At 59.6% G+C, this 24,071-nt stretch carries 19 protein-coding genes; 1 reads left to right on the forward strand and 18 read right to left on the reverse strand.

Annotated features, from left to right (window positions below; translation table 11 throughout):
* Nucleotides 1-944: 944 nt before the first annotated feature.
* The 16 genes from ACI2KB_RS27470 to ACI2KB_RS27545 form a co-directional block, all read right to left on the reverse strand.
* Nucleotides 945-2,027, reverse strand: a complete 1,083-nt coding sequence (locus ACI2KB_RS27470; protein WP_404639956.1) for a polysaccharide biosynthesis/export family protein — start codon at nucleotides 2,025-2,027, stop codon at nucleotides 945-947.
* A gap of 164 nt (nucleotides 2,028-2,191) precedes the next feature.
* Nucleotides 2,192-3,604, reverse strand: coding sequence for an undecaprenyl-phosphate glucose phosphotransferase (locus ACI2KB_RS27475; RefSeq protein WP_404639958.1), 1,413 nt, complete (start codon nucleotides 3,602-3,604; stop codon nucleotides 2,192-2,194).
* A gap of 13 nt (nucleotides 3,605-3,617) precedes the next feature.
* Entirely contained in the window at nucleotides 3,618-4,841 is a 1,224-nt protein-coding gene (locus ACI2KB_RS27480) for a glycosyltransferase family 4 protein (RefSeq protein ID WP_404639960.1), read from the reverse strand.
* A gap of 99 nt (nucleotides 4,842-4,940) precedes the next feature.
* Complete coding sequence (locus ACI2KB_RS27485) at nucleotides 4,941-5,981, reverse strand: acyltransferase family protein (RefSeq protein ID WP_404639962.1); 1,041 nt, start codon at nucleotides 5,979-5,981, stop codon at nucleotides 4,941-4,943.
* Between the two features lie 9 nt (nucleotides 5,982-5,990).
* Nucleotides 5,991-7,112 carry a glycosyltransferase family 4 protein gene (locus ACI2KB_RS27490; RefSeq protein ID WP_404639964.1) on the reverse strand — a complete coding sequence of 374 codons (1,122 nt, stop codon included), beginning with the start codon at nucleotides 7,110-7,112 and terminating at the stop codon, nucleotides 5,991-5,993.
* 160 nt (nucleotides 7,113-7,272) lie between these two features.
* Nucleotides 7,273-8,595 (reverse strand): hypothetical protein, encoded by a 1,323-nt coding sequence (locus ACI2KB_RS27495; RefSeq protein ID WP_404639966.1) that lies wholly within the window; start codon nucleotides 8,593-8,595, stop codon nucleotides 7,273-7,275.
* Between the two features lie 91 nt (nucleotides 8,596-8,686).
* Nucleotides 8,687-9,940: a glycosyltransferase family 4 protein gene (locus ACI2KB_RS27500; RefSeq protein ID WP_404639968.1), complete on the reverse strand. Its 1,254-nt coding sequence runs from the start codon at nucleotides 9,938-9,940 to the stop codon at nucleotides 8,687-8,689.
* On the reverse strand, nucleotides 9,937-10,938 hold the full coding sequence (locus tag ACI2KB_RS27505) for a glycosyltransferase (RefSeq protein WP_404639970.1): 1,002 nt from the start codon (nucleotides 10,936-10,938) through the stop codon (nucleotides 9,937-9,939). Before ACI2KB_RS27505 ends, ACI2KB_RS27500 begins: the two co-directional genes overlap by 4 nt.
* Before the next feature lie 87 nt (nucleotides 10,939-11,025).
* Complete coding sequence (rfaH, locus tag ACI2KB_RS27510) at nucleotides 11,026-11,553, reverse strand: transcription/translation regulatory transformer protein RfaH (protein ID WP_404640002.1); 528 nt, start codon at nucleotides 11,551-11,553, stop codon at nucleotides 11,026-11,028.
* Between the two features lie 6 nt (nucleotides 11,554-11,559).
* On the reverse strand, nucleotides 11,560-12,360 hold the full coding sequence (locus tag ACI2KB_RS27515) for a WbqC family protein (RefSeq protein WP_404639972.1): 801 nt from the start codon (nucleotides 12,358-12,360) through the stop codon (nucleotides 11,560-11,562).
* Between the two features lie 54 nt (nucleotides 12,361-12,414).
* On the reverse strand, nucleotides 12,415-14,628 hold the full coding sequence (locus ACI2KB_RS27520; RefSeq protein WP_404639974.1) for a polysaccharide biosynthesis tyrosine autokinase: 2,214 nt from the start codon (nucleotides 14,626-14,628) through the stop codon (nucleotides 12,415-12,417).
* Entirely contained in the window at nucleotides 14,629-15,081 is a 453-nt protein-coding gene (locus tag ACI2KB_RS27525; RefSeq protein ID WP_404639976.1) for a low molecular weight protein-tyrosine-phosphatase, read from the reverse strand.
* A complete protein-coding gene (locus ACI2KB_RS27530; RefSeq protein WP_404639978.1) occupies nucleotides 15,071-16,000 on the reverse strand; it encodes a glycosyltransferase family 2 protein in 930 nt (309 codons plus the stop codon). The genes ACI2KB_RS27525 and ACI2KB_RS27530 overlap by 11 nt, the downstream gene beginning before the upstream one ends.
* A 3-nt stretch (nucleotides 16,001-16,003) precedes the next feature.
* Nucleotides 16,004-17,518 (reverse strand): lipopolysaccharide biosynthesis protein, encoded by a 1,515-nt coding sequence (locus ACI2KB_RS27535; protein WP_404639980.1) that lies wholly within the window; start codon nucleotides 17,516-17,518, stop codon nucleotides 16,004-16,006.
* Between the two features lie 49 nt (nucleotides 17,519-17,567).
* A complete protein-coding gene (locus ACI2KB_RS27540) occupies nucleotides 17,568-18,689 on the reverse strand; it encodes a DegT/DnrJ/EryC1/StrS family aminotransferase (protein WP_404639982.1) in 1,122 nt (373 codons plus the stop codon).
* Between the two features lie 66 nt (nucleotides 18,690-18,755).
* Nucleotides 18,756-19,541, reverse strand: a complete 786-nt coding sequence (locus ACI2KB_RS27545; protein WP_404639984.1) for a hypothetical protein — start codon at nucleotides 19,539-19,541, stop codon at nucleotides 18,756-18,758.
* 918 nt (nucleotides 19,542-20,459) lie between these two features.
* On the opposite strand from ACI2KB_RS27545, the gene ACI2KB_RS27550 reads away from it, so the two are divergent.
* Nucleotides 20,460-22,268 (forward strand): aminopeptidase P family protein, encoded by a 1,809-nt coding sequence (locus ACI2KB_RS27550; protein ID WP_404639986.1) that lies wholly within the window; start codon nucleotides 20,460-20,462, stop codon nucleotides 22,266-22,268.
* A gap of 78 nt (nucleotides 22,269-22,346) precedes the next feature.
* On the opposite strand, the gene ACI2KB_RS27555 is transcribed toward ACI2KB_RS27550, so the two are convergent.
* Complete coding sequence (locus tag ACI2KB_RS27555; protein ID WP_404639988.1) at nucleotides 22,347-22,637, reverse strand: hypothetical protein; 291 nt, start codon at nucleotides 22,635-22,637, stop codon at nucleotides 22,347-22,349.
* 177 nt (nucleotides 22,638-22,814) lie between these two features.
* Complete coding sequence (rhtA, locus tag ACI2KB_RS27560) at nucleotides 22,815-23,699, reverse strand: threonine/homoserine exporter RhtA (RefSeq protein ID WP_404639990.1); 885 nt, start codon at nucleotides 23,697-23,699, stop codon at nucleotides 22,815-22,817.
* Nucleotides 23,700-24,071 lie beyond the last annotated feature (372 nt).

Here is a 24,071-nt window from a genome sequence, read left to right on the forward strand (position 1 = left end):
GAGAGTGGCCAACAAAACCGTGGGTTTCAGCGTATTCGAAGCCTTGACTATTGATACTCCATACTGGCTCGCGATGCTGTAAGTGTTGATCTGCTGTTGCTGTATCAACACCTCCGGTTTCCCATAAATTTCGTGGTAAATGCACATCTGAACGCCGACTTCTCGTCGCGTCAGCTCTCGCTCTCGCTTTTGCCCTTGCTCTTCATACACAAATAGCCCAGACACCGCCGAACGCGACTTGGGTGCTGGCTGAACGGAGGTGTCGTGTAGTGGGTTGAGCCGCATGGATGCGGCGAGAGCCGATCGGCCATGGATGGCCGTCATCGGCGTGCCCACGCAGCGGCGCAGGAGTGAAGGGACCCGGCGCAGCCGGGCCAAACCAGGAGCAAGCGGTTTTCCCCCATTTTGCCAAGACAAAATGGGGTCGCCCGTAAGGGGCGAAACCCTGAATCTCTATATCCCCAATAACGGATCTGCACCCGATTCCAAAGGCGCCAGTCCTTAAAAGCGTGGTCCAGATATCGGGGGCTAATCCGTTCGCGAAGGTGACGCTGATTCACCTTTCCGCTCTTACAGCGGGCAACTTTTTCTTTCGGGAAAAAGTCACCAAAAACCATTGCTCCTGGTTTGGCCCGGCTGCGCCGGGTTCCTTCTCTCCGGCGCCGCTCCGTGGGCACGCGAGGGATGGCCATCCATGGCCACCTCGCTCTCGCCGCATCCCTGCGGCTCAACCCACTCCACGACACCTGCGTTCAGCCAGCACCCAAGTCGCGTCCGGCGGCGTCTGGGCTGTTTGTGTATGAAGAGCAAGAGCGGACGAGGACGAGGACGAGAATATTGAGTCTGTGAAGAGCCAGAATCTCAGGGCAAAAAAAATCCCCGCAGCCACTGACTGCGAGGATTTTGCCGTTGCTTCCAACTTGCCGCTTGAAGCTTGCCGCTGATCAGTTCCGGAACATCGCACCCGTCTGGATGATGTTGTTCGAACCCAACAGTTGGCTCACATAACGGCTCCAACGGGTAATGTTGGCAGGGCCAACGAACACCACGTCCTGAGCTGCCAGTTCGAAGCCCTTGGCCAGCGCGTAACTGGTCGGCTTCTTGGCGTTAAGGTGATACACGGTCGCCGAGTGGGTCGCGTCCTGCGCCCGAATCACGTACACCGCCTCACCGTCCGCCGCATCAGGGCTCAGGCCGCCGGACGTGCCGAGGGCTTCAAGCAGCGTCACGCTGGTGGTGCTGAACGAAATCACCTGAGGGCGCTGAACCTCACCCAACACGTAGATCTTGTTCTTCGAGTTGCTGTTCAGGTGCAGGTAGTCGCCGTCCTTGAGGAAAATCTTGCTCAGTTGTGAATCCTTGCGGTTGAGCGAGTCGACGTCGATCACATAATCCTTGCCGTCGCGACGCAGGGTCAGGCCCGCGAGGTTGGCGTCGGTCAGGTCAAGACCGGCCTGGCTGATGGCCTGAACCAGACTCAGCGGAATGTTGGTGATCGGCTGTGGGCCGGGGGTCTTGAATGCGCCGGACAGGAGCACGCGCTGACTGTTGTAACGCAGCACTTTGACGTCGACCTTGACCTCGGTGTACTGCGGCAACAGGCCCATGCGCAGCTGCTCGCGAATTTGCGAAACGGTCTTGCCCGCCGCCTGGATGCGGCCGACGTACGGGAAGAACACCGTGCCGTCGTTCAACACCTCACGGCTGTTGGCGTCCAGTTGCTCCTGAGAACCGGGGGCCGTCAGTTCAGGGTGTTCGAACACTGTGACCAGCAGGGCGTCACCCGGCCCGACCACGTACTCAGGGGTCTTGTAGTTCAACAGCTCCGGTGGCAGCGGTTTGGCGGCAGCCGCGGCCACTTTCTGTTGCTGGGCCAGGGTGGTGGGCGTGATGTTGACCAACGTGACCGCCGGACCATCCGGGTCTTTATCGGTGACATCGCTGAGTGACATGTACTGACCGGGGGCGAATGCGCAGCCTTGCAGAACCAGACTGGAAAGCAGCACTACCGCGAACGTTACTTTCATATGAGTGTTCCTTCTTAATCCTAAAAGGTGCGTACTGGCACCGCAGTGATTTCGTTGCATCCCTTACTCACACCGAACATCGGATCTCTTTCGCTCATACACCCGTGCACCTCCTGCCGTGCGTAGCTGCGCGGCCAAGTCGTTATTGTTGGCAGTTGTCTTTTTTAGAAGGCGTTCTTGTTGACGAAGCCTTTGAAGAGCGTCAGCAGGATGATTTTCATGTCCAGCCAGACCGACCAGTGCTCGATGTACTGCAGGTCGAATTCCACACGTTTCTGCATCTTGTCCAGCGTGTCGGTTTCGCCACGCCAGCCGTTGATCTGTGCCCAGCCGGTGATGCCCGGCTTGACCTTATGCCGCAGCATGTAGCCCGACACCTGCTTGCGGTATTGCTCGTTGTGCGCCACCGCGTGAGGGCGCGGACCGACGATGGACATCTCGCCGCGCAGCACGTTGAAGAACTGCGGCAGTTCATCCAGCGAGGTGCGTCGCAGGAACGCGCCCAACGGGGTGATGCGGCTATCGTTGCGGGTGGCCTGTTTCACCACGTCGCCGTTCTCCTGCACGCTCATGCTGCGGAATTTCCAGACCATGATCGGTCGGCCATCCAGCCCGTAACGACGCTGACGAAACAGCACGGGGCCGGGCGAGGTGAGCTTGATCGCCAGCGCAATGAGCATCAGCGGCAGGGCGATCATGCTCAGGATCAGGCTCGACAGGACGATGTCCTCAAGGCGTTTGACCAGGCTCCAGGCGCCGTCCATGGGCGAGTCGAAAATGCTGATGCTCGGCAGACCGTTGATGCTTTCGCTGCGAGCGTGCAGCAGCTCGAACATGAACACGTCCGGGATCACATAGACCGACGCAGTGGTGTCGCTCAGGCCCTTGATCAGTTCTTGAAGCCTGGCCTGGGCGCCGAGGGTCAGGGTGATGTAGACCTTGTCGATCTTGCCGTCGCGGGCGTCCTGAATCAGCGCGTCCAGATCACCCAGCACCGGGATGCGTCGGCCGATGCGGGCCAGGTCCATCTGTTCGGGTTTTTCGTCGTAAAAGCCCAACAGGTTCAAGCCCATCCACGGCGCGCTTTCGATGGACATCGCCAGACGCTCGCCACAATGGCCAGTGCCGACGATGGCTACGCGGCGGGTGTTGAAGCCCCGGCTGCGCAGGGTGTGCAGCAAGCTGCGAATCGCCAGGCGATAGCCGCACAGGGCGACCAGCACGCTGGCAAACCAGGCCATCTGGCTGTTGTCGGCCAGATCGGCGGGCTGCAACAGCAGGTAATCGACAAACAGCAACAGGACGAAGGCCAGCCCCCAGTAGTTGGCGACTTTCAGCAACTCGCGCAGGATCCGTTCACCGCGCCATGAGCCGTACAACTGGTGGTACTCGGCCAGCCAGTGGAAGGCCACGGCGGCCAGCAGGATTTGCATCCAGATTTCCGTGCTCATGCCGGTGCCGGCGAGGACGTTCACGCCGTAGCCGCCGATGACGACCACCGCCAGGTCCAGCAGGCGATGAGCAACCGACAACGACGATTGATGAGCATGCAAGATGCCGCGAAGAGGTGTGCGCATGTTTTGTGCTCGCTCAGACAGATTTGATCGGAACAACGCGGGCGGACAGTTCATTGGCGACCAGGCCGGAAGGCGCCGAAGTCGGCCGTGTGGGTGGGGGCTGACGCGTCTGGCGTACGGCGAGCAGGCGGTGCTCGACGAACTGGCGCATTTCCTGTTCGAAGCGCGCTTCGCTGAAACGCTCGGCGTTGGCCCGACAGGCCTGCGCGGTGATGCGCGAGCGTTCCGCTTCGAAAGTCTCGATGGCGGCGATTAACGAGGCCGCGTTCTGCTCCGGGTAGAACACCCCGGTGGGTTGCGGGTGGTCCAGACCACAAACGGTTTCCAGCACACCGCCCTTGCCGAAAGCGATCACAGGCGTGCCACAGGCCTGTGCCTCCACCGGGCTGATACCAAAATCTTCCTCGGCGGCGAACACGAAGCCCTTGGCGTTGCGCATGTGTTCCTGCAACACCGCGAAGGGTTGATAGCCGAGCAGCGTGACGTTCGGCGCGTGGGCCGCAGCGGCTTTGGCTTTTTCCATTTCCGGGCCGTCGCCGACCACCACCAGACGCTTGTCCGGCATCGCCGCGAAGGCTTCGATGATCATCGGCAGGCGCTTGTACGGCACCATGCGTGAGGCCGTGAAGTAGTAGTCCTGCTTCTGTTCTTGCAGAGCGAAGCCACGGGTGTCGACCGGTGGGTAAATCACCGTCGATTCGCGGCGGTACGATTTGGTGATCCGCGCACCGATGAAATGCGAGTTGGCGATGAACTCGTCGACTCCGGCAGAGGTGCGCTGATCCCACATGCGCATGTAATGCAGGATCATCCGCGCCACTTTGCCTTTCAGCCCGGCACTCAGGTTGGCTTCCTTGAGGTACTGGTGTTGTAGGTCCCAGGCGTAACGGATCGGCGAATGCACATAGCTGATGTGCAACTGATCGGGGCCGCACAGCACCCCCTTGGCCACCGCATGGCTGCTGCTGATGATCAGGTCATAACCGGACAAGTCCAGTTGTTCGATGGCCATCGGCATCAGCGGCAGGTAGCGCTGGTATTTGGTTTTCGCGTGGGGCAGTCGCTGGATGAAGGTGGTGGTCGCCACCTTGCCGCCCAGTTGCGCGCGGTCTTGGTCGCTGAGGAAATCGATGACGGAAAACAGGTCCGCCTCGGGCCAGATTTTAATGAGCGAGGCCAAAACCCTTTCGGCACCGGCGTACGTCACCAGCCAGTCGTGGACAATTGCAATCTTCATTGGAGTTCTCTGCTGTAACGGCTCACGTGACCCCCGTACGCCTAGCGCAGCTAGTCTCGGGGCGGGAGCGGTTGTTTTTGCGCAGGCCGACTACAAGCGTTAAGCGTTTACTGGCTGCGTCCGTGCTTTGCGATTGTTCAAGCGTTTGCCGAGTTGAATGAACGGCGATTCGATGCAGTGGAAACACAGGTGCGCGGCACCGAGTGTCAGGAGTGTGGCGAACACCGCGACCACCAGATCAGATGCGCCCGTGTTGTTCAGCAACCACTCGGCGAGCATGCCCATCGAGGGGTGCAGCAGGTACAGCGAGTAACTCACCGCGCCCAGCCAGACCAGTGCGGGATGGTCCAGGCGCACACTGCGGGTCAGCAGCAGAAAGCTGCTGATGGCCACGGCGTAGGTGAAGCAGTAACGGCCCCAGGTTTCACCATTGCCCATGTCCTTGTTGTACGCCATGAACAGGGTCGGTGGCAGCAACACAGCAAAGGCAATCAGCAAGGTTTTCAGGTTGCGGGTCAGTTCCTGGCTGTGTTCGGCCAGCAGCCACTGGCGCCAGATCGAACCGAAGAACATCAGCGACAACGCCAGCGGCAGGGCCACCGGCAACTTGCGTTCGCTCAATGCGCGAACGACACCCATCGCCAGCGCCATCAGCAGAAACACCAGTGAACAGCGCGTGCGAAAGGTCTGGTCGTACAGCTTGCCGCCCATGAACAGCGCCAGGCACAGGGCGTAAAACACCAGCTCGATGAACAGCGTCCAGTACAGACCGATCACATCGTCGAAGCCCAGTGCGGCCTGGACCATCGTCAGGTTCGCGCCAACCTGAGCCAACGAGGGCAGGGGAGCGCCGGTCAGCTTGAGCACCGCGATAAACAGAAACAGCGACAGCCAGTACGCCGGATACAAGCGCATGAAGCGCGACACCAGAAACCGCTGCGCGCCGTCGGGGCCGGGCTTGAGGCTGTAGGGGATCACCACGCCGCTGATCATGAAAAACCACAGCACCCCCAGCTTGCCAGGGTCGATCAAGTAGTCGAACACCCAGACATGCCCGACGACCGGTAAATACAGGTGGGTGAACACCACCAGCAACGCAGCGATGCCGCGCAGCGCGTCGAGATAGGCCAAACGTTTCATGGGCGTGCCTCAGAGCTTGCTGGAGGATTCACGACGCAGGGCGTCAGCGCTGGAAGCGGCGCGGCGGTCCTTGGGGCGGTTGAGCAACGTGTCGATGCGTTGAGACACCCGCCGCGCCGACTCATCCCAGGAAAACCGGGTCACGTTGTTCAAGCCGCGCCGTCGCAAGGACTGGCGCAGCGGCAGGTCGATGAGAATGCGCTCCATCGCCGACGCCATGTGGCTGATGTCCAGCGGGTCGAAATACAGTGCGCTGGCTTGCAGCACCTCTGGGATCGACGCGGCGTTGGCGGCCAGTACCGGGCAGCCACAGGCTTGCGCTTCCAGAGGGGGAATGCCGAACCCTTCATAGAGCGACGGAAACACGAATGCGGTTGCGCCCTGATACTGCTCGATCAACTCGTCATCGTTCAGGCGTCCGAGAAAACGGATGCGTGAGTCGCGGCTGGCCAGGCGTTGCAGGTTGTCATCGGCGAACACGTCGCTGGCGCCGCCGACGATGCGCAGCTGCACGTCGTCGTGGTCGCGCAGCATCAGGAACGCCTGAATCATGCGGCTGAAGTTCTTGTGCGCGCTGGGAGAGGACACCGCCAGCAGGTATTCCGGTTGATCACGCAGGGGCGGCCCCGGCTGGAACGCGCCGCTGACCGCATTGGGCACGACGAAAATCTTCTTTTCCGGGTAGTTGTAGAACTGCGAGATCTCGCCCTTGGAAAAGTTGCTGACCGTCAGCAGCGCCTTGATTCGCGACAGCATGATGGGGGTCATTGTCCGGTACAGCAGGCGAAACAGCCGAGTGTAGCTTTCCGGATGGCGCACATAGGTGACGTCGTGGTGGGTGGCGATTTGGTTGCTGTAGAACAACGGCGCGGTGCTGCACAGCGACACCAGCAGCGGGGTGCCCTGACGGCGCAGGTACAACGGCAGGTCCAGTTGTTCCCACAGATGGCCGCCGTGGCGTCCGATGCATTGCACGTTCAACGCGTTGGCGCTGTCATGCATCTTGATCCCGTGGGGCGCGACGAAAACCACGTCGTCGCGCAACTGCGCGAGCGCCAGACAGGTCTGCTCTGCGAAGCGCTGAACGCCGCGTAACTCCTGTGTCAGAAAGCGTGCATTGATCACAATCATTGTGGTCGACCTGTAAGAGAGGGGGTCTGATATTCGTTGTGGGAGCCGGCTTGCTGGCAAAAAGCGGTGTGCCAGTCACCTCACCGGTCACTGATCCAGCGCTTTCGCCAGCAAGCCGGCGCCTACAGAAAGGGTGTACGCCTCAAAAGCAAGTTAGGTATCAAGGCAAGGCAAACAACGCTGGGCGGGTGCCCAGCGTGATGATTTTCGGAAACTCGTCGATCGGCACTTGCGCTGAACAGCGGCCTTCGTTGCAGTTCCACGGTATGCCACTGTCGACCAGCCCGTTCTGCGGCTCGCGGGTGTCGATGTACTGCACGTTGCCGCGTATCACGCTGCTCGCGTCAACCTTTATCGAGCGGGGCAGACCGGCGGTCCAGGCGACCATGATCTGGTCCGAGCCTTTGGCAAAGCGCAGCAGGTATTGCGAGTCGATTTCACGACTTTTCTCCGCGTCATAGCGAAACTGGTGCAGCGTCGGGCTGATCGCCTTCAGGGTCAGGTACGCCTGTTTGATGCTCAGGTCCTGATTGAGCAGCCCGAAATTCTGTTCAGGGTCGGTGGCGTCCGGGCCGTCGTTGAGCAAGCCGTTCCACCACATGCCCTTGACGTTGGGCATGGTCTGGACCAGAAAAAAACTGCGGGCCAGAAACGCGGCCTGGGTCTTCTCGTCACCCCCGCAGCGCCCGTCGTTGCTGGGCCAGCCCATTTCTGTCAGGTACAGCGGCACGTCCGTCTTGTTCTTCGTCTTGTCCTTGAGGTCTTCGTTGATTCGTCGCAGCCAGGCAATCCAGTTCTCCGGGGTGTTGCGTTCATCCGAGCGGCAATGCACATAAGGGTGCAGCGACAACCCGTCGACATGATTGAGAATCCCCGATTCCACCAGCCGGTCCGCGAAGCCCAGGTCCATCCCCTGACTGGTCACCGCCCCGGCCAGAATCATCATGGGCCGCTGGTTGGTGCGAATACGCCTGGAGGCTTCTTCGATCAACAGGCTGTAGTCCTGAGCGAAGGCCGGAACAACGGGGTTTTCCTTGTCCCACTCGTTCCAGATTTCGTAAAAATCCACGCTGTCGGTGAGCTGCCGAGTCACGAAGCTGACGTAGTTGGCGTACGCATCGCGAATCAGCGGTTTACGCGGTTTGGCGTAGTTGTCGTAAAACGGGTTGCCGTAGCCCAGCACCAACAGGGGGCGTAAATGGTGTTCTTGGGCCTTGCTCAAGTAGGCCTGCCAGGCCGGTTCAATCCTCATCAAGCCTCGTCGGGGCTCGGCGCTGGACCAGTAGGCGTCATCCCGCACCGAGTCCACGCCTGCCGCTTCGAGCAGTTGCAGCGCCTTGGCCGAGGTGGTGCTCTTGTTCATCAAGTGTGTGTCGACGCCAATGATGAACCCGTCGTCAGCCAGGGCCGAGCCACTGATCACCCAGCTCAGCAGCAGGATTTTCAATGGTCGTCGTAACCTCGTCAGGCGCGTGATCGGCATGGCTTGTCTCAGTGAAGAGGCACGGTCCGGAGCGCTTGCTCAGTCAGGTCTCGGGCCGTCGGCAAGGAATGTCGCGTGCGCACGCGGCTCGTCAGACCGGATGCGGCAGGACCGTCGGGTCGCGGTGCACGATGTTGTCGAGCAACGTCTGGGCGAAGATGCTTTCGTAGCTGTCCAGCATCAGGTCCAGATTCAACAATGCCGCCACACTGACCCGTGCCTGGCGGCTCAAGCGGGCCAGCAATTCCGGCTGTTGATGCAGGCGGAGCAACGCATGGCCCAGCGAGTCAGGATCGTCCGGGTTGCACAACAAGCCGTTGAGCGGGTCCTGGATGATCTCCGGCAGCCCGCCCATGCGGCTGGCAATGACCGGCACCGAGTGCGCGCACGCCTCGACGGCGACCATGCCGAACGGCTCGTTCCAGAGCGACGGCACCACGGCCACATCGATCTGGCTGTAGAACGTTTCAGGCTGCTGATATCCGACGAAACTGATATTCGGCGACGTGACCAAGGCTCTGAAGGCGGCCTCATCGCTGGCCTGTCCGCGCCCGGCAATCTGCAAGGTGGCGTCGAACGGCAGGCGCTGAAACTGTTCGATGAGCCAGCGTACGCCTTTCTGCTCCGAGAGGGTGCCCATATATCCGAAACGCAGCGGGGCCTTCTTCAGTGCCGGGTCAAACTGCCGTTGTGTGCTCGGCGAGTTGTACACCGCCGCGTAGGGGCTGGCGTTGTGCACCACATAGCCTTTGGCCGCGTTGAAATAGCCGCGCTTTTGCAACTTGTCGAGGATGAACTGGCTGACCCCGACTACCGCCGACACCTGCGCCGAGCGGGCATCGTGACCTTTGCGAAACTGTTGGCACGTGCCGCAGGGCTGCTGGCAGCACTGGCCGCGTTTGAACATGTTGGCACTCGGGCACATCAAGTACATGTCGTGCAGCACTTGAACGATGGGCAGTTGCGCGGCAGTGATCTCATCCCACACCGACACCGACCAGCCCGCCAGGTTGTGGCACACCACCAGTTGCGGCTGTTGTTCCTGAATCACCTGCTTCACATAGCTGCGCATCGCGCCGTTGTAGCGATCGCGCAGGTGCCAGCCCAACCGGGCCAGACGTCCCGGCCGCTGCGCCCCGAAATGCCAGTAAAAATTGTGCAGACCGGCGCGATAGACCGTTACGCCGTTGACCTTTTCGCTCGCCAGCCCCGCGTCGGGACCGGTCACCAGCACGCTGACCTGGCAGCCTCGTTGTTGCAGGCCTTCGACGGTGCGCTGAAGAATGATCTCCGCGCCGCCGCCGATGTGAGGTGAATACAGGCTGCTGATGAACAGGATATTCATAATGGATACGACTGATTCAGACCCAGTACGCCGGACTCACCGTCACGGATGGCTTTTTCGATCAGGTTCAAACGCGCCTCGGCGCCGCGTTTGCGGGCGATCAGGCGCAACAGCCGGAAGAACACCCAGCGGTTGAGGCTGTACAGCATGGATGAGTTGGCCCAGACGTTCTTGTCGAACCACGCCTGGTTGCGCGCACCGTAATAGGCCCGCAGGTCCGAGCCGCCGAGCAGGAAGCTCTCGTAGATGTTGTTGGTGCGCGCCTTGATGTTCCAAGAGTTCTCCAGGTCATCGAGCACTGCCTCGGGCACCAGGAAAATCCGCCCACCCCCTGCGGTGATGCGCCAGGTGTATTCGCTGTCATCGGCGTACAGCATCAGCGCGTCCAGCGGCAGGCCGATCTTGCGGTACAGGTTGCGATGAGCGAGCAGGCCGCCATAGGTCGCGAACGGCAGTTGCACCATTGGCAAAGTGCCGGGCGCGGCCTGCGGTGCGCCCCAGGGCAGGCGACGCCAGATCTTGTACGGCAACTGGGCGATGTGAAAACCGAAGAAGCTGGAACGGCGTTGAATCGCGAAACGCTTTGGCACCCCGGCAGCGATGTCGGCCTGGTGCGTTGGGCGGAAACCCAGCACGGCGGCCTTGTCTTCGCCGTCGATCAGCTTGCGCTCCTCCAGCACCCGGTGCAGCGTAGCGATGGCATTGATGGTCGGTGCGTTGTCGTCGTCCATCAGCCAGATGTGCTCGGCCCCCGCGTCCAGCGCGGCCTGAATCCCCACCGAATACCCCCGGGCAGAACCGGTGTTCTCGTGCAGGTAAATCACGCTGACCTCGCTGGGCCAGGTGCGACGCAGGGTTTCCAGCGGCGCCGTGGAGGCATTGCTGACGATGATCACCCGATCGATCAGCGGGCTTTCCAGTGAACGGCTGACGAGCGTGTGCAGATAGTTGAAACGGTCACCATAGGTGAGCGTCACCAGCGTCGTTTTCGGGATCATGGTGAGTTTCCGGGCGAAAAGGGTTCAAGAGGCTGAAAGCGTCAGCCCCTATAGAATTCGAGGTATTGAATGCAGGAGTGCGCGGTTTCAGCTCACCCGCGCTTCCATCCGCGACAGGCTGCTGACCGGCAGGGTCACTTTCTGTTCGCGGTGCAGCAGGTTGAGCAGGATCACCGCACGCTCATCGCCATCGGCCGCGAGGAAAATCGCTTCGATGTCGTTGAATCCGTCGGCCGTGATGCGCACCGCCTCGCCTTGCTGGAAGACCACCTTGGGCGGCGGCGCCAGCAGGCGTTCACGAATCTGTTCGATCAACTCGTCCTGCACCGGAATCGGCATCCCGCCGAAAGTCACGATGCGGGCCACGCCACGAGTGGAGCGGATCGGGTACCAGTTATCGTTCGTTTGATCCATGCGGATGAACAGGTAGCCGGGAAACAGCTCTTCTTCGGAAGGGCCGCGAGCGCCGCGTTTTTTCTCGCCATGCTTGACCGGACGGTAGCATTCGAAGCTTTGGCGTTGCAGGTGCTCCTGCGCGCGGGCTTCCTGGCGGGGTTTGGTTTGAATCAGATACCAGCGTGCTGGGTTACTTGAGGTGCTGACGGCTTGAGACATCATTGATCACTCCACTGCAATCCGGTTCGACAGAGTTGATACAAGCTCAGGGTGGTGCGTCATTCGGGCCAGCAATCCGGGCTCGGCAGCGGGCGGGTTCTTGTCCAGCTGGAACTGGGTCAACATGTGTTGAACCTGCTCCACGCAGTTGAACATCAATACGTCGATGATCGACAGATTGGCGACGAAAGGTTGTCTGAACTGCCGGTATTCCACCGGATTCATCCGGAAGAATCGCACCAGCAGGCCGTTACGTGCGAAATGGTCCCGGTCGTACACCACCGAGCCGCCTTCCGGCGTGATGAACGTGGTCGCATCGAAAGTGTGCGCGATTCGGATAATGCGCTCCTGCTTGTCGGCGGGATTGCCAAGAATCAGGTCAGAACTGCGCATGATCGGCGTCACGATGTGCAGATAGGCGCAAAGCTCGCGAATTGCATGTTCGGCACACAGCGCAATGTTCTGCTGTGGAAAACGGATCAACCGTTCAATCAGCGGCATGACCTGGGCGAAATAGGGTGCCTCTTCGTAGCTCTCGGCGATCAACGCGATCAGCCGTTCGGCCTCTTCGGCGAAGCGATCACACAGTTGCCGCTGATTGATCTGTAACTGAAAGCGGTCTTTCTTCAGCGGGAAGCTGATCAGCCGCGCCTCATCGTTGTGCAGGATTCGGTTGCGATTGACCCAGCCGGACCGCACGTACTGCAGGTCGTCTCCCAGGACGAAGACGTCTGCAGCGGCGATCAGTTGAAAATACCCCAAGTAAGGAAAGAGGTAGGGTTGCATCACTGCGATGGTCCTGGCCATATACGTCTCCTTTACTGCTGTGAATCACGCCCCGCGCTCGCGCAGGGCTTTCGGTTATTTCCGGACAGTGGTGTAGTCGTATCCGTAGGCGGCGCAGTCATAGTCGGCCGTCGACGCCTTGCGCAGCACCCCGTTGAAAATCGCGCCTTTGATCAGGATGCCGTTGTGCATCAGACGGCGTTTGCACGCCTCGATTTCCTTGGCACTGCTCAGGCCGAACCGGGTGACCAGCAGGCAAGTGCCCGACTGACGACCCACCAGCGTGGCGTCGGTGACGGCCAGGATCGGCGGGGTATCGACGATCACCAGGTCGTACAGCGGCGACAGGTCGGTGATCAGCTTGTTGAAGTTGTCATGCATCAACAGCTCCGACGGGTTGGGCGCGGCGAAACCACAGGAAATGAAGTCCAGGTTGCGCACTTCGGTGTGGTTGATCACTTCCTTGCTCTTCAGCCGCGCGGCCAGGGTGTCGGACAGACCGTGTTTGGGCGTCAGGTTGAACAGCTTGTGCAGATAGCCTTTGCGCATGTCGGCGTCGATCAACAGCACCCGTTTGCCGGTCTGGGCGATGATCACCGCCAGGTTGCTGGAGATGAACGATTTGCCCACACCCGGCGTCGGGCTGGAAATCATCAGCACGTTGTTGCGCGCCTCCAGCATCGCGAAATGCAGGCTGGTGCGCAGGCTGCGCAGCGATTCAATGGCCAGTTCCGTCGGCGCGCTGACGCTGAGCAGACGCGGTTCCTTGTTGCCCGAGCGGTTGCCGAGTTTGTCCATGCGCTCCTGCTGACGGGAAAACGGCAACGAGGCGTAGACCGGCATGCCCAGGTTTTCGATCACGTCCGGGTTGTCGATGCCACGGTAGAACGCCTGGCGCACGAACACCGTCGCCACCGCCACCAGCAGGCCGACGAGGGCAGCCACCAGTACGATGAGTTTGCGCATTGGCTTGACCGGCTCTTCGACATTGGCGTCGGCATTGTCGATGATGCGCACGTTGCCGATGCTGCCTGCGCGCAGAATGTCCTGCTCCTGGCTCTTGTCCAGCAGCAGGGTGTAGGTCTGCGAGGTGACCTGCATGTCGCGGTTCAGGCGCAGCAGTTCTTGCTGGGTCGCAGGCAGGGTTTCGATTTTCTTCAACAGCGCCGCTTTTTGCGCTTCGACCTGGCCGATCTGCGTCATCAGGCCGCGATAGGTCGGGTGTTCAGGCGTGTACAGACGCTCCACGTCGACCCGCTTCATCTTCAGGTCCGACAGCGTGCCTTCGAGCTTGACCACCTGATCGAGCACCGACTTGGTTTCCACGCTCAGGTCCACCGATTTGGCGCTGGTCTGGAAATTGTTCAGGGCAATTTCCGATTGCTCCAGTTGCTTGCGCACGGCAGGCAGTTGCGAACGCAGGAATTCCAGACGCTGAGCCGCTTCAGCCGAGCTGCGCTCCACGTTCTGACGCACGTACAGGCGGCTGACTTCGTTGAGAATGCGCTTGGCCAGTACCGGATCGGGGTCTTGGATCGACAGGTAGACAATCCCGGAATCCTTGCCCGCTTCGATGATTTTCAGGCGATCCTGATAATCCAGAGCAGCCGTCAGGGTGCGTTGGCGAATCACCCGGAACTCGGTGCCAGGACGGCCATTGAGGGCCGCCACCTGAATTTTCACGCCGCTGCCTTCCACCGTCTGACCGACCGGGCCGCTGAGCAGCTTGTTGTGGTCTTCGTCATACAGGGTGAAGTTGTCAGGTTTGTCGATGACCATGGTCATCTTCTCGCCCAGCAGCGCGTCAGGCACTTCCAACTGGAAGATGTCGATCTTCTCGCCGCCCCAGGCGAAGCTGTCCAGACCGAACATCGGCGCGGCCAGTTCTCCGTCATGATCCGGCTTGAAATGACGGGCCATATAGCCGCCAATGCCAGGCACGTACTTGGGCTTCTGGATGATGTAGAGCTTCAGGTCATCGACCACTTTGCCCAGTACGGCGCGGGATTTGATCAGCTCTATTTCGGTGGTCGCCTGGGAGACCGACAGCGGTTTGCTGCTGACCTCGGTGCGGCCTTCGATGCCGATTTTCTTCGGCTCGATCTGAATCATCGCGTTGGCCTGGAAAATCGGCGTGGCGAGCACGGCGTAGGTGAGCCCCAGCAGAATGCAGACCCCGACGATCGCTGCAATCATTCCCTTGTGATCGAATAGTGTGCGCAAGATAGTCGCCAGATCGATCCGGGAGTCCTGGACGTCGTCCAGGGAAGTACGGTTCATAGCGGTCATTTATCTTGGATCTCCTGACTGAAGATAAGGAAGCCAGTCGTCGACGCAACGCGAGAGCTGCTCGTAGGTCTGTTCAAAGGCTAATTTCGGGCGCCGGTACGGGTCGGCGATTTCCATGTCCTGCTGCCACTTGCCAATCAGAAACGTCTTGCCGCGCACTTCGGGGGCCAGCTTCAGTACGCTTTGGGTCTGGCGATGCTCCATCAGCAGGATCAGGTCCGCGTCGTACAGCATCTGGCGGTCTATCTGACGGCTGCGATGGCGATGGGCTTCAACGCCGTTGACGTGCAACACGGCCCGGGCCAGTGGGTCCATGGTTGAGCTGAGCATGGCGTGGGTGCCTGCCGACGAGATGGCGACGCGATCATTGCGTACGCGTTGTCGGAACATGGCTTCGGCCATGGGGCTGCGACAGATATTGCCGACGCAGACCACTAACACGTTACTGAACATGACCTTTGCTGAAGGTCGTCATCAGTCTTTTGCCGATGTTGGTGCTGAAGTTTCTGCCCACTTGCAACAGGGTCTGAGCCTTGCGCTGGGGCGTGATCGCGGACATGGAGTAACCGACCAGTTCCATCAGGAAATACTCATAGAGTTCGTCGTTGCCCAAGCGGTTGTAGTAATTGGCCAGTGCGCCCGACGTTTGCAGTGCCATGTGCAGTTTTCGCTTGTTGGAGCGCATGGAGAACACGCCACCGGGGTGCATGCGATAGGCCGCCGGTTTGATCTCGCCCATGAACTTGCCCTTGCCATAGGCGCCGAGCAGCGACCACCAGACCAGATCGTTGAGCGGCGCGCCGATCAGCTCTTTGGGCAGCGAGTCGAAGACGTTGCGAAACACCGTGGTCAGCGTCGAGATGGGGCGTGCCTTTTGCAGCTCAAGCGCCGTGGCGTCGCCGCGCAGCTTGCCCTGCAACTGGATGCCGTACTGGCCGTTGACGTCGAAGGGGATCGCGTCGTGGTAGGTCAGCACGTAATCGGGGTGGTTTTCGAGGAATTCCACCTGAATTTGCAGCTTGCGCGGATCGGTCCAGTAATCATCGCCTTCACAGAACGCGATATAGCGCCCACGGGCCTCGCCAAACAGGCGCGGCACCGAGGGTTTGCCTTGCGAATACTGGTTCGTCTCGTGATAGAAGGGGCGGATCAGCGTCGGGTAGCGTGCGACGTATTCCGCGATGATGCGGGCGGTGCCATCGGTGGAGGCATCGTCGTTGACCAGGATTTCCACGTCATACGACGTTTCCTGCATCAGAAAGCCGTCCAGCGTCTGGGCGATATAGGCTTCCTGGTTGTAGGCTGGGCAGACGATGCTGACCAGGGGGGCGGCGGACGCCGACAACGGCGTCTTTTTGCTAATAGCATCCATGGCTTAAGTACTCAATTTGCTGAACAAGACGGAAATCTTCGTCACCAGTGGCTTGTAGCTTGCTGCTACCACCATCAGCGTGATCAGGCCGCTGACGGCCAGACCCATGAACGTATTGAAGCGGTTGTCATCAGCGATCAGGCGCAACACCGGTTCGCTGATCGCCAGGCCCACGGCGGTCATCACGCTGATGCGGATGATGTCGCGCAGCCACAAACCGTGAATCCCCGGTGCCAGTCGTTGGTGCACCACCATCGGCCAGATGGCGAACGACACCGAACGCAGGACGAACCAGGCAATGGCGGCCCCAAGCGCGCCGTAGAAATGAATCGCCAGGACCATCGTCGGCACCGTGATCAGCGCCGAAATCACGCTGTACCAGACATGCAAACGCATCTGGCCGTAGGCGTACTGCAGGTAAAACTGAAACGCGCTGACAGCCATGATCGCGCTGCCCAGCGAGTACCACGGCAGGATCAGTCGGCTCCATTCGGCCGCCGGTCGATCGCCGGACCAGGCATACACCATGTCGTGGGCATGCAAGGCGATCAGCGCGGCCAGCGGGAACAGAAACGTGCAGACAAAACGGTTGGCAGCCAGAAACAGCGCGTGCATGTCATCCCGTCGGCCCTCGGCCATCAACACCGTCAGGCGCGGCAGCAGCGTCTGCGCCAGCGGGTTGCTCAGCATCATGATCCCGGTGGTGATCAGCGCCACCAGCGAGAAGTAGCCGTACTCATTGAGCGGCAGTAGCTCGGAGAGCAGCACCTTGTCGATTTGGGTCAGCACGATCCACAACACTGCGGTGCCCGACATGCTCGCCGCGAACGGAATGATCGGCTTCACCAGGTGCCAGTCGAAGCCGGTCAGCCATGAGGGCGTCGGCATCTGCTGGTACGCGCGAGCGGCGAAGATCAGGGTTTCGATCAGGCCCACCAGCGCTTGAAACTGAAAGAACAGCACCGGATCGCTGGAAATCGTACTCACCAGAAACAATCCGCCGAAGTAGCGCAGGGTGGCGATGATGACGTTGGCCAGGTTCAGCCAGGCGTGCTGCTCAAGGCCCTGAATGCCGCTTTTGTACAGCGTCGAATACAGGCGCAGAGCGATCACGATGCCCATCAGGCCGATGCACTCGACCAGCGTCCGTGTCGACAACTCCTTGGCGTTGAGCCAGTGCACCGCGATCCATTCGCTGCCCAGGTACATCGCCGCGCAGCAGGCCCCGGTCAATGGCAGAAAGATGATCTCGAACGAGCGCAGCAGACGACCTGACAAAAAATCCTGAGTCTGAGCGGCCTGCTGATGCGCCACCGCGCGCACCAGGCTCGGCGACAGGCCCGCATCCAACAGTTGCAGCCAGGCCTGCAAGACCGAAAAAAAACCGATCAGGCCGTAGGCCTCGGCACCCATGTGACCGAGGTAGAACGGCATGATCAGGATGCCCACCAGCAAGGTGTAAGCCTGTCCGGCATAGCTCAACGCAGTGTTGCGTATGACTGAGCGCTTGGTTTGCATGGGGTGTCCTTTCTCGCCAGAAACGTGGGCGTGTTGCGTTCAGCCGGTGTCAGATCACATGCGCCAGATCGGGCACCTGGTACGAGGCATGGCCCAGACTGCACTCGGCGATCACGGTGTTGATCACCCGTTCCTGATCTTCCCGTTGCAGGCCCGGATAAATCGGCAGGCACAGCACTCGTTCGCTCAGTGAGCGCGAAGCGGTTTGCGCCGCTTGCGGTTGCAGGTATTCCAGGGTGTCCAGCGACGGGTAGAAGTAGCGGCGCGGGTTGATGCCGTTGGTGTTCAGGGCACTGCGCAGACGCAACAGTTGCTGCTCGTCGCTCAGGGCGACCGGGTAGTAGCTGTGGTTCAACTCGCTGTTGTTTTCCGGCTTTTGCAGATCGACGTAATCGCCCAGGCGAGTGGTGTAGCAGTGGGCAATTTCAGCGCGCTCCTGAAGAATGTTCTCGATGTCGTCGAGAATGCACAGCCCCATCGCCGCGGAAAATTCGTTGAGCTTGGCATTGATGCCAATGCCGTCGATCTTGTCGACGTCAACGATGCCGAAGTTGCACAGCAAATGGATACGGCGCGCCAGTTCGTCGTCGTTGGTGATGATCGCGCCGCCTTCAATGGTGTGAAACAGCTTGGTGGCGTGGAAGCTCAAGGTGCTGATGTCGCCCCAGTTGAGCACTGACTGACCGGCATGGCGCACGGCAAAGGCATGGGCGCCGTCGTACACCACTTTCAGATTGCGCCGACGGGCAATCTCTTCGATGCGTTCCACCGCACACGGGTTGCCGAACACGTGAGTGCCGACGATGGCGGTGGTGTCCGAGACGATGCGGCTCTCGATGTGTTCCGGGGAAATGTTCCAGGTCTGCGCATCGATGTCGGCGAAGATTGGACGAATGCCTTCCCATTGCAGCGAGCTGCTGGTGGCCACGAAACTGAATGGCGTGGTCACGGCGCTGCCGCTCAACCCCATGGCGCGATAGGCGACTTGCAGGGCGAGAGTGCCGTTGTTGGTCAGAATCACGTGCTTGACGCCCAGATAATCCTTCAGGCGCTGCTCCAGCTCGCACACCAGTGGCCCGTGGTTGGTCAGCCATCCACGCGCGTAGATGCCTTCGACGTACGTCTTGAACTTGTCGATATCGCCCAGGTAAGTCTTGGTTACGTTGATCATCGAAGTCTCCATTTCTGATGCAAAGCGTGAAGGCGTGTGTAGCAGGCTGGCTGTCGAAGCAAGGGCTCAACGCGGATGGGACGCGGGCGGCTGAGTGCCGACCTTGTTGCTCATACGCCGCGCCCGGCCCTGGTTGATTCTGAGGATCAGGCGAGTCGCCAGGCTTCCTGTGTGTGGATCACCAAAATGGAACAGCGCGGTGGCGCGTTTCAGGCCAGGGCTGCATGTCTTGTTGGCGTGCAGCGTGCGATAGCCCCAAAAGAAATAAACGTTGCCGGGCTCCAGGCGCAGGATGTATGGCTTGAGCCAATTGCGCTGCATGCCCTTGATGATCCAGCTGCGCGCCAGCTTGTTCTGTAACAGCGCCTTTTCGAACACATTGAACAGCACCCATGAGCGCACCCGACGAATGTTGGGAAACAGCATCAGATCGCCGCGTTCTTCACCTTCGGTGGGGATGAACACAGGAATAAGTGCCGTTACCAGGCTTGCGTCGTAGTGAAAGGCGTTGGACTCGCGTTTGCCGATGTCGCCCTGTACGCAGCGCAGTACCGGGAAAATCCGGTCGCTGAGTGGGTCGCGTTGCGCGGCGTGCCGATAAAGGCCCGCCAGCAGCGACTTGAAGCGTGGGTCGGCCCAATAACTGGCCAACAGGCTCTCGCCCAGCATGCCTTCGCCGTGGTACGCGAAGTATTCACCGTGATGCTTCTGCGCCTGTTCGTCCGTCCAGGTCCGCAGTTGCTGCAGGTCGGTGTCATTGACGGCACCACTGAGTTTTGCAAAGCCGTTGGCATCGATTTCGTCAGCCAGACGCATGGCCAGCTGCTCATCCGTGTCGAAAGATAAAGGCATTGCCTCGCGCCCCTGTAGTCATGAAGCAGAGCACAGCGTTGGCAAAGGGGGTTCAGGCACGCTACCGCCCGAATCTGCAGATCCTGCCGTGGTGTTCGCTGTCTCTGATATCCGTCGTATGTCGTGAAGGTCGGCCTGAGCGAGTCGTTGGGCAAAGCTACCGCCCGACCGGACACTTTCAGTCATTTCGCAACACTTTCTTTTGGCCAACACTTTCCCGTCGGCGCGAGAAACGCACCGTGGGGATTGCAAACTTCGTTGGCAGATACAGAGTGATGAAGTCTGAATGTTCTCCGCGCACGGCTCTGTGGCCGCACTGCTGAAACAGGAAAACATGAGACAGGCATATATATCGACGGCTGCGCAGAGTCTGTCAATTTATTTCGCCAACATTCTGTTAAATTTTTGATAAACGGGGGATTTGTCTATGTAAGTTATTGATTTTTAATGAAGTCAAAAAAACATCAATGCTCCATCACGGTGCGCTGACGCTTTTCCAGCGGCGATTCGTAATGGCGTTGAGCCCGCAAAAGCGCGTGGATAGACAATTTTATACCGCCAAAAGTCAGTCACCCTCCATGGAAGGCAATTTTATGGCGTTCATTAATTGAACGGGATGCGGGTCCTGTTAGTTAATAATTCTGGAACTAATGACGTGCTGAATGAACAGGGGTAATTACTCGTTTTAGGGTATTTATTTCCATTCGATTAACAGCGAACGCCGTGACGCGTGAGACGGCCATGTCTTGAAGTATTTACCCCTGTGTAATGTCAGGCTATTTCTAACTGTGTGCCTTCAAGCGGTTCTTTGGAGGTGGACTGTCATCCTTCGACACGGGCATGCGGTTGCTCCCGTTCGAGTCGTCCTCCATTATCTGACGGGTACGGTGCAAACCGATCCGGTCAGCAGGAGAGTCAATGAATACGCAGTCGAAAACCACTGGAGTGGTGGCGCAACGCTTGGTGCAGGCACGCGCCCTGATGAGTCGTGAAGGTATCGATGCCTGGCTGGTGCCATCGGCCGATCCTCACCTTTCCGAATACTTGCCGGGGTACTGGCAAGGGCGTCAATGGTTGTCAGGGTTTCACGGATCGGTCGGCACCTTGATCGTCACTCAGGATTTCGCTGGTCTCTGGGCTGACAGTCGCTATTGGGAACAGGCCGCTAAAGAACTGGCGGGTAGCGGTATTGAGCTGGTCAAGCTGCAGCCGGGTCAGCAAGGTCCGCTAGAGTGGCTGGCCGATCAGGCCAGCGCTGATTCGGTGGTCGCCGTCGATGGCGCGGTGCTGGCGGTGGCATCGTCACGGACCCTGGCGAGCAACCTCTATGAACGCGGCGCCCGGCTGCGCACCGATCTTGACCCATTGACCGAGCTTTGGGACGACCGTCCGGCGCTGCCGACGCAAGCCATCTATGAGCATGTGGCACCGCAGGCCACTCAGAGCCGTGAAGAAAAGCTGGCACGGCTGCGCAGCGTGCTCGCCGAGCGTGGAGCCGATTGGCATTTTCTCGCCACCCTGGATGACATCGCGTGGTTGTTCAACCTGCGCGGTGAAGACGTTTCCTATAACCCGGTGTTCATTTCCTTCGCCTTGATCGGCCCGGACAGCGTGAGCCTGTTCGTCGCGCCGGAAAAAGTGAACCCGGCACTGCGCAAGACGCTGGAAGGCGAGGGCATCATCTTGCGCGATTACACTCACATTGGTGCCGCGTTGCGTGAGGTGCCTAAAGAAGCGCGTCTGCTGGTGGATCCTGCGCGCGTGACCTGCGGTCTGCTCGATTACCTGGACAGCGAAGTGAGCCTGGTTGAAGGGCTCAATCCCACGACCCTGTTCAAATCGCAGAAGAGCGAGGCTGATGCGCAGCACATTCGTCAGGCGATGGAGCAGGACGGCGCGGCCTTGTGCGAATTCTTCGCCTGGCTGGATTCGGCGTTGGGCAACGAGCCTGTCAGTGAACTGACCATCGACGAAAAACTCGGCGCTGCCCGTGCCAGGCGGCCGGGTTACATCTCCCAGAGTTTCGCCACCATTGCTGGTTTCAATGGCAACGGCGCAATGCCGCACTACCGTGCCACTGAAGAGGCCTATGCGCAGATTGAGGGTGATGGCCTGCTGTTGATTGACTCTGGCGGTCAGTACTTGGGGGGCACCACGGATATCACGCGCATGGTGCCAATCGGCACGCCGAGCGCGGAGCAGAAGAGGGACTGCACCCGTGTGCTAAAGGGCGTGATTGCGTTGTCCCGTGCGCAATTTCCGCGAGGCATCCTGTCGCCATTGCTCGACGCCATCGCTCGCGCACCGATCTGGGCCGAGGGCGTCAACTACGGTCACGGCACCGGGCATGGCGTGGGGTACTTCCTTAATGTGCACGAAGGTCCGCAAGTCATTGCGTATCAGGCTGCCACGACGCCGCAAACGGCCATGCAACCGGGGATGATCACGTCGATCGAGCCGGGCACCTACCGTCCGGGGCAATGGGGTGTGCGCATCGAAAACCTGGTCATCAATCAGGAAGCGGGCAAAACCGAATTTGGCGAGTTTCTCAAGTTCGAGACCCTGACGTTGTGCCCGATCGATACCCGCTGCCTGGACATCGGTTTGCTGACTCAGGAAGAAAAGGAATGGCTGAACGCTTATCACGCTCAGGTCAGGCACCGCTTGAGCCCGTTGGTTGACGGCGCGGCCTTGACTTGGCTGGAGACGCGCACGGCGGCTGTCTGAGGGCAATGCCGCACCGTCTCAGCGGTGTGGCATCTGCATGGATTCTCGCGGGACTGCCGACAGGGTGCGTCAGCTGCATCAAGGTTGGGTTGGTTTCTTGCAGACTATGATCATGCTGCGGCTGGTGTAACCTGCGGGATTGAGACCCAGCGGAAAGTCACCCGGTTCTTCGGCTGCGTCTCCCGATTTGGCGATGACTCGGTACTGCTTCGACTCGCAAGAGTCGGTTGCCATCTGGTAGCACTTGTCCCAGGAGGACGAAAGGCCGGAGCAATTTATGTGCAGTCCCCGCTTGCTCTTGACTGGCTTTGAAGTGGCCGCGCACCCGGCGACAGTCAAGGCCGCCAGGATTATTAAAATGTACTTCATTCATTTCCTTACCTGACCGGGATCGGACCGCTCAGTCTTCCGCTTGAGTTCGCTCGTTTGCGTTGGCCATCAACTGTTTCCGTCCGAGTGAAGCTCCATACTGGATGAGGGCAGGACGTAAACATGGCGCAACGGCGTTACAAATACCAGCGACATCGTGTAACGAGCGTAAAAAAATCAGTCACTGGGCACGAGTGCGGCGGGTTCCGGGCGTGTGGTCAACGTCGCCCCCGCGGATGCAATGACGATGGCTCCGATGGCAAACCACTGGGTCAGTGTCAGGTTTTCGTGCAGAAATGCCAGGCCGGATAACGCGCCAACGGCAGGCTCCATGCTCATCAGTGTGCCGAAGGTGCGTACCGGCATGCGGGTCAGGGCAATCATCTCAAGGCTATAAGGCAACGCAGTGGACAGGATCGCTACACCCAAAGCGACGGGAATCAGTTCTGTGTCGAATATCGCACTGCCTGCATGGGCCACGCCGAGTGGTGCAATAAAGATTGCAGCGATCAGAACGCCCAATGCTGCCGTTTGAACGCCGTGATCCGCGCCGGCCTTCTGACCGAACAGAATATAAGCAGCCCAGCACACGCCTGCCCCCAACGCGTAGAGCGCTCCGGTCAGGTCCAGACTTTCTGCGTGCCCGGTTGGGATCAGCAGGGCAAGGCCGGTGACCGCCAGCGCGATCCAGATGAAATCGGTCACCTTGCGCGAGTGGAACAAGGCAACCGCCAATGGGCCTGTGAACTCCAGGGCCACCGCAATTCCCAAAGGCGTTGTCCGGATAGACATATAGAAGAGGAAATTCATCCCGCCCAACGCGATGCCATATATAAGCACCGCGCGCAGGGAGGCTGAGGTGAAGGTTGTCCGCCATGGGCGCAGGATGAGCAACATCAGCACGCTGGCGAAAACCAGGCGCAGGGCAGTGGCGCCTTGGGCACCGACGACGGGGAACAGTGATTTGGCCAGCGAGGCGCCGGTCTGGACCGAAGCCATGGCGATCAGCAGCATGGCAACGGGAAGAACGACCGAACTCAGGCCGTTTTGCTTAGCGTTCATTATTAAAGGGGTCCGAAGAGTAGTAGGCAGAGCAAGAGAGGGCGCAATAATGCGGAAGAATTGATCCATGAGCAATATAGTGCGCAATTTTCCGATTTATGGGGATTTGGCAAAAAACGAAATTAATGGTTGACGCCCCTTCAGATGTCTCTATAATTCGCCCCACTTCCGGCGCAGTCGGAACCGAAAACTCCTTGTAGATCAAAGAGTTAACGGTTTCTAGATAGGGTTGGAAGTGCTTCGGTTTTCCGGCTTGTGGCTCGAATCGAAAGCGGTGAAAAAGGGTGTTGACAGCAGCGAGTAACGCTGTAGAATTCGCCTCCCGCTAACGTGAGATACCAAATCGAACGAAGCGCAAGTGGTTGAAGTTGA

The sequence above is a fragment of the Pseudomonas sp. NPDC088444 genome, assembly GCF_044900175.1.
In the GTDB taxonomy this organism is placed as follows: Bacteria; Pseudomonadota; Gammaproteobacteria; order Pseudomonadales; family Pseudomonadaceae; genus Aquipseudomonas.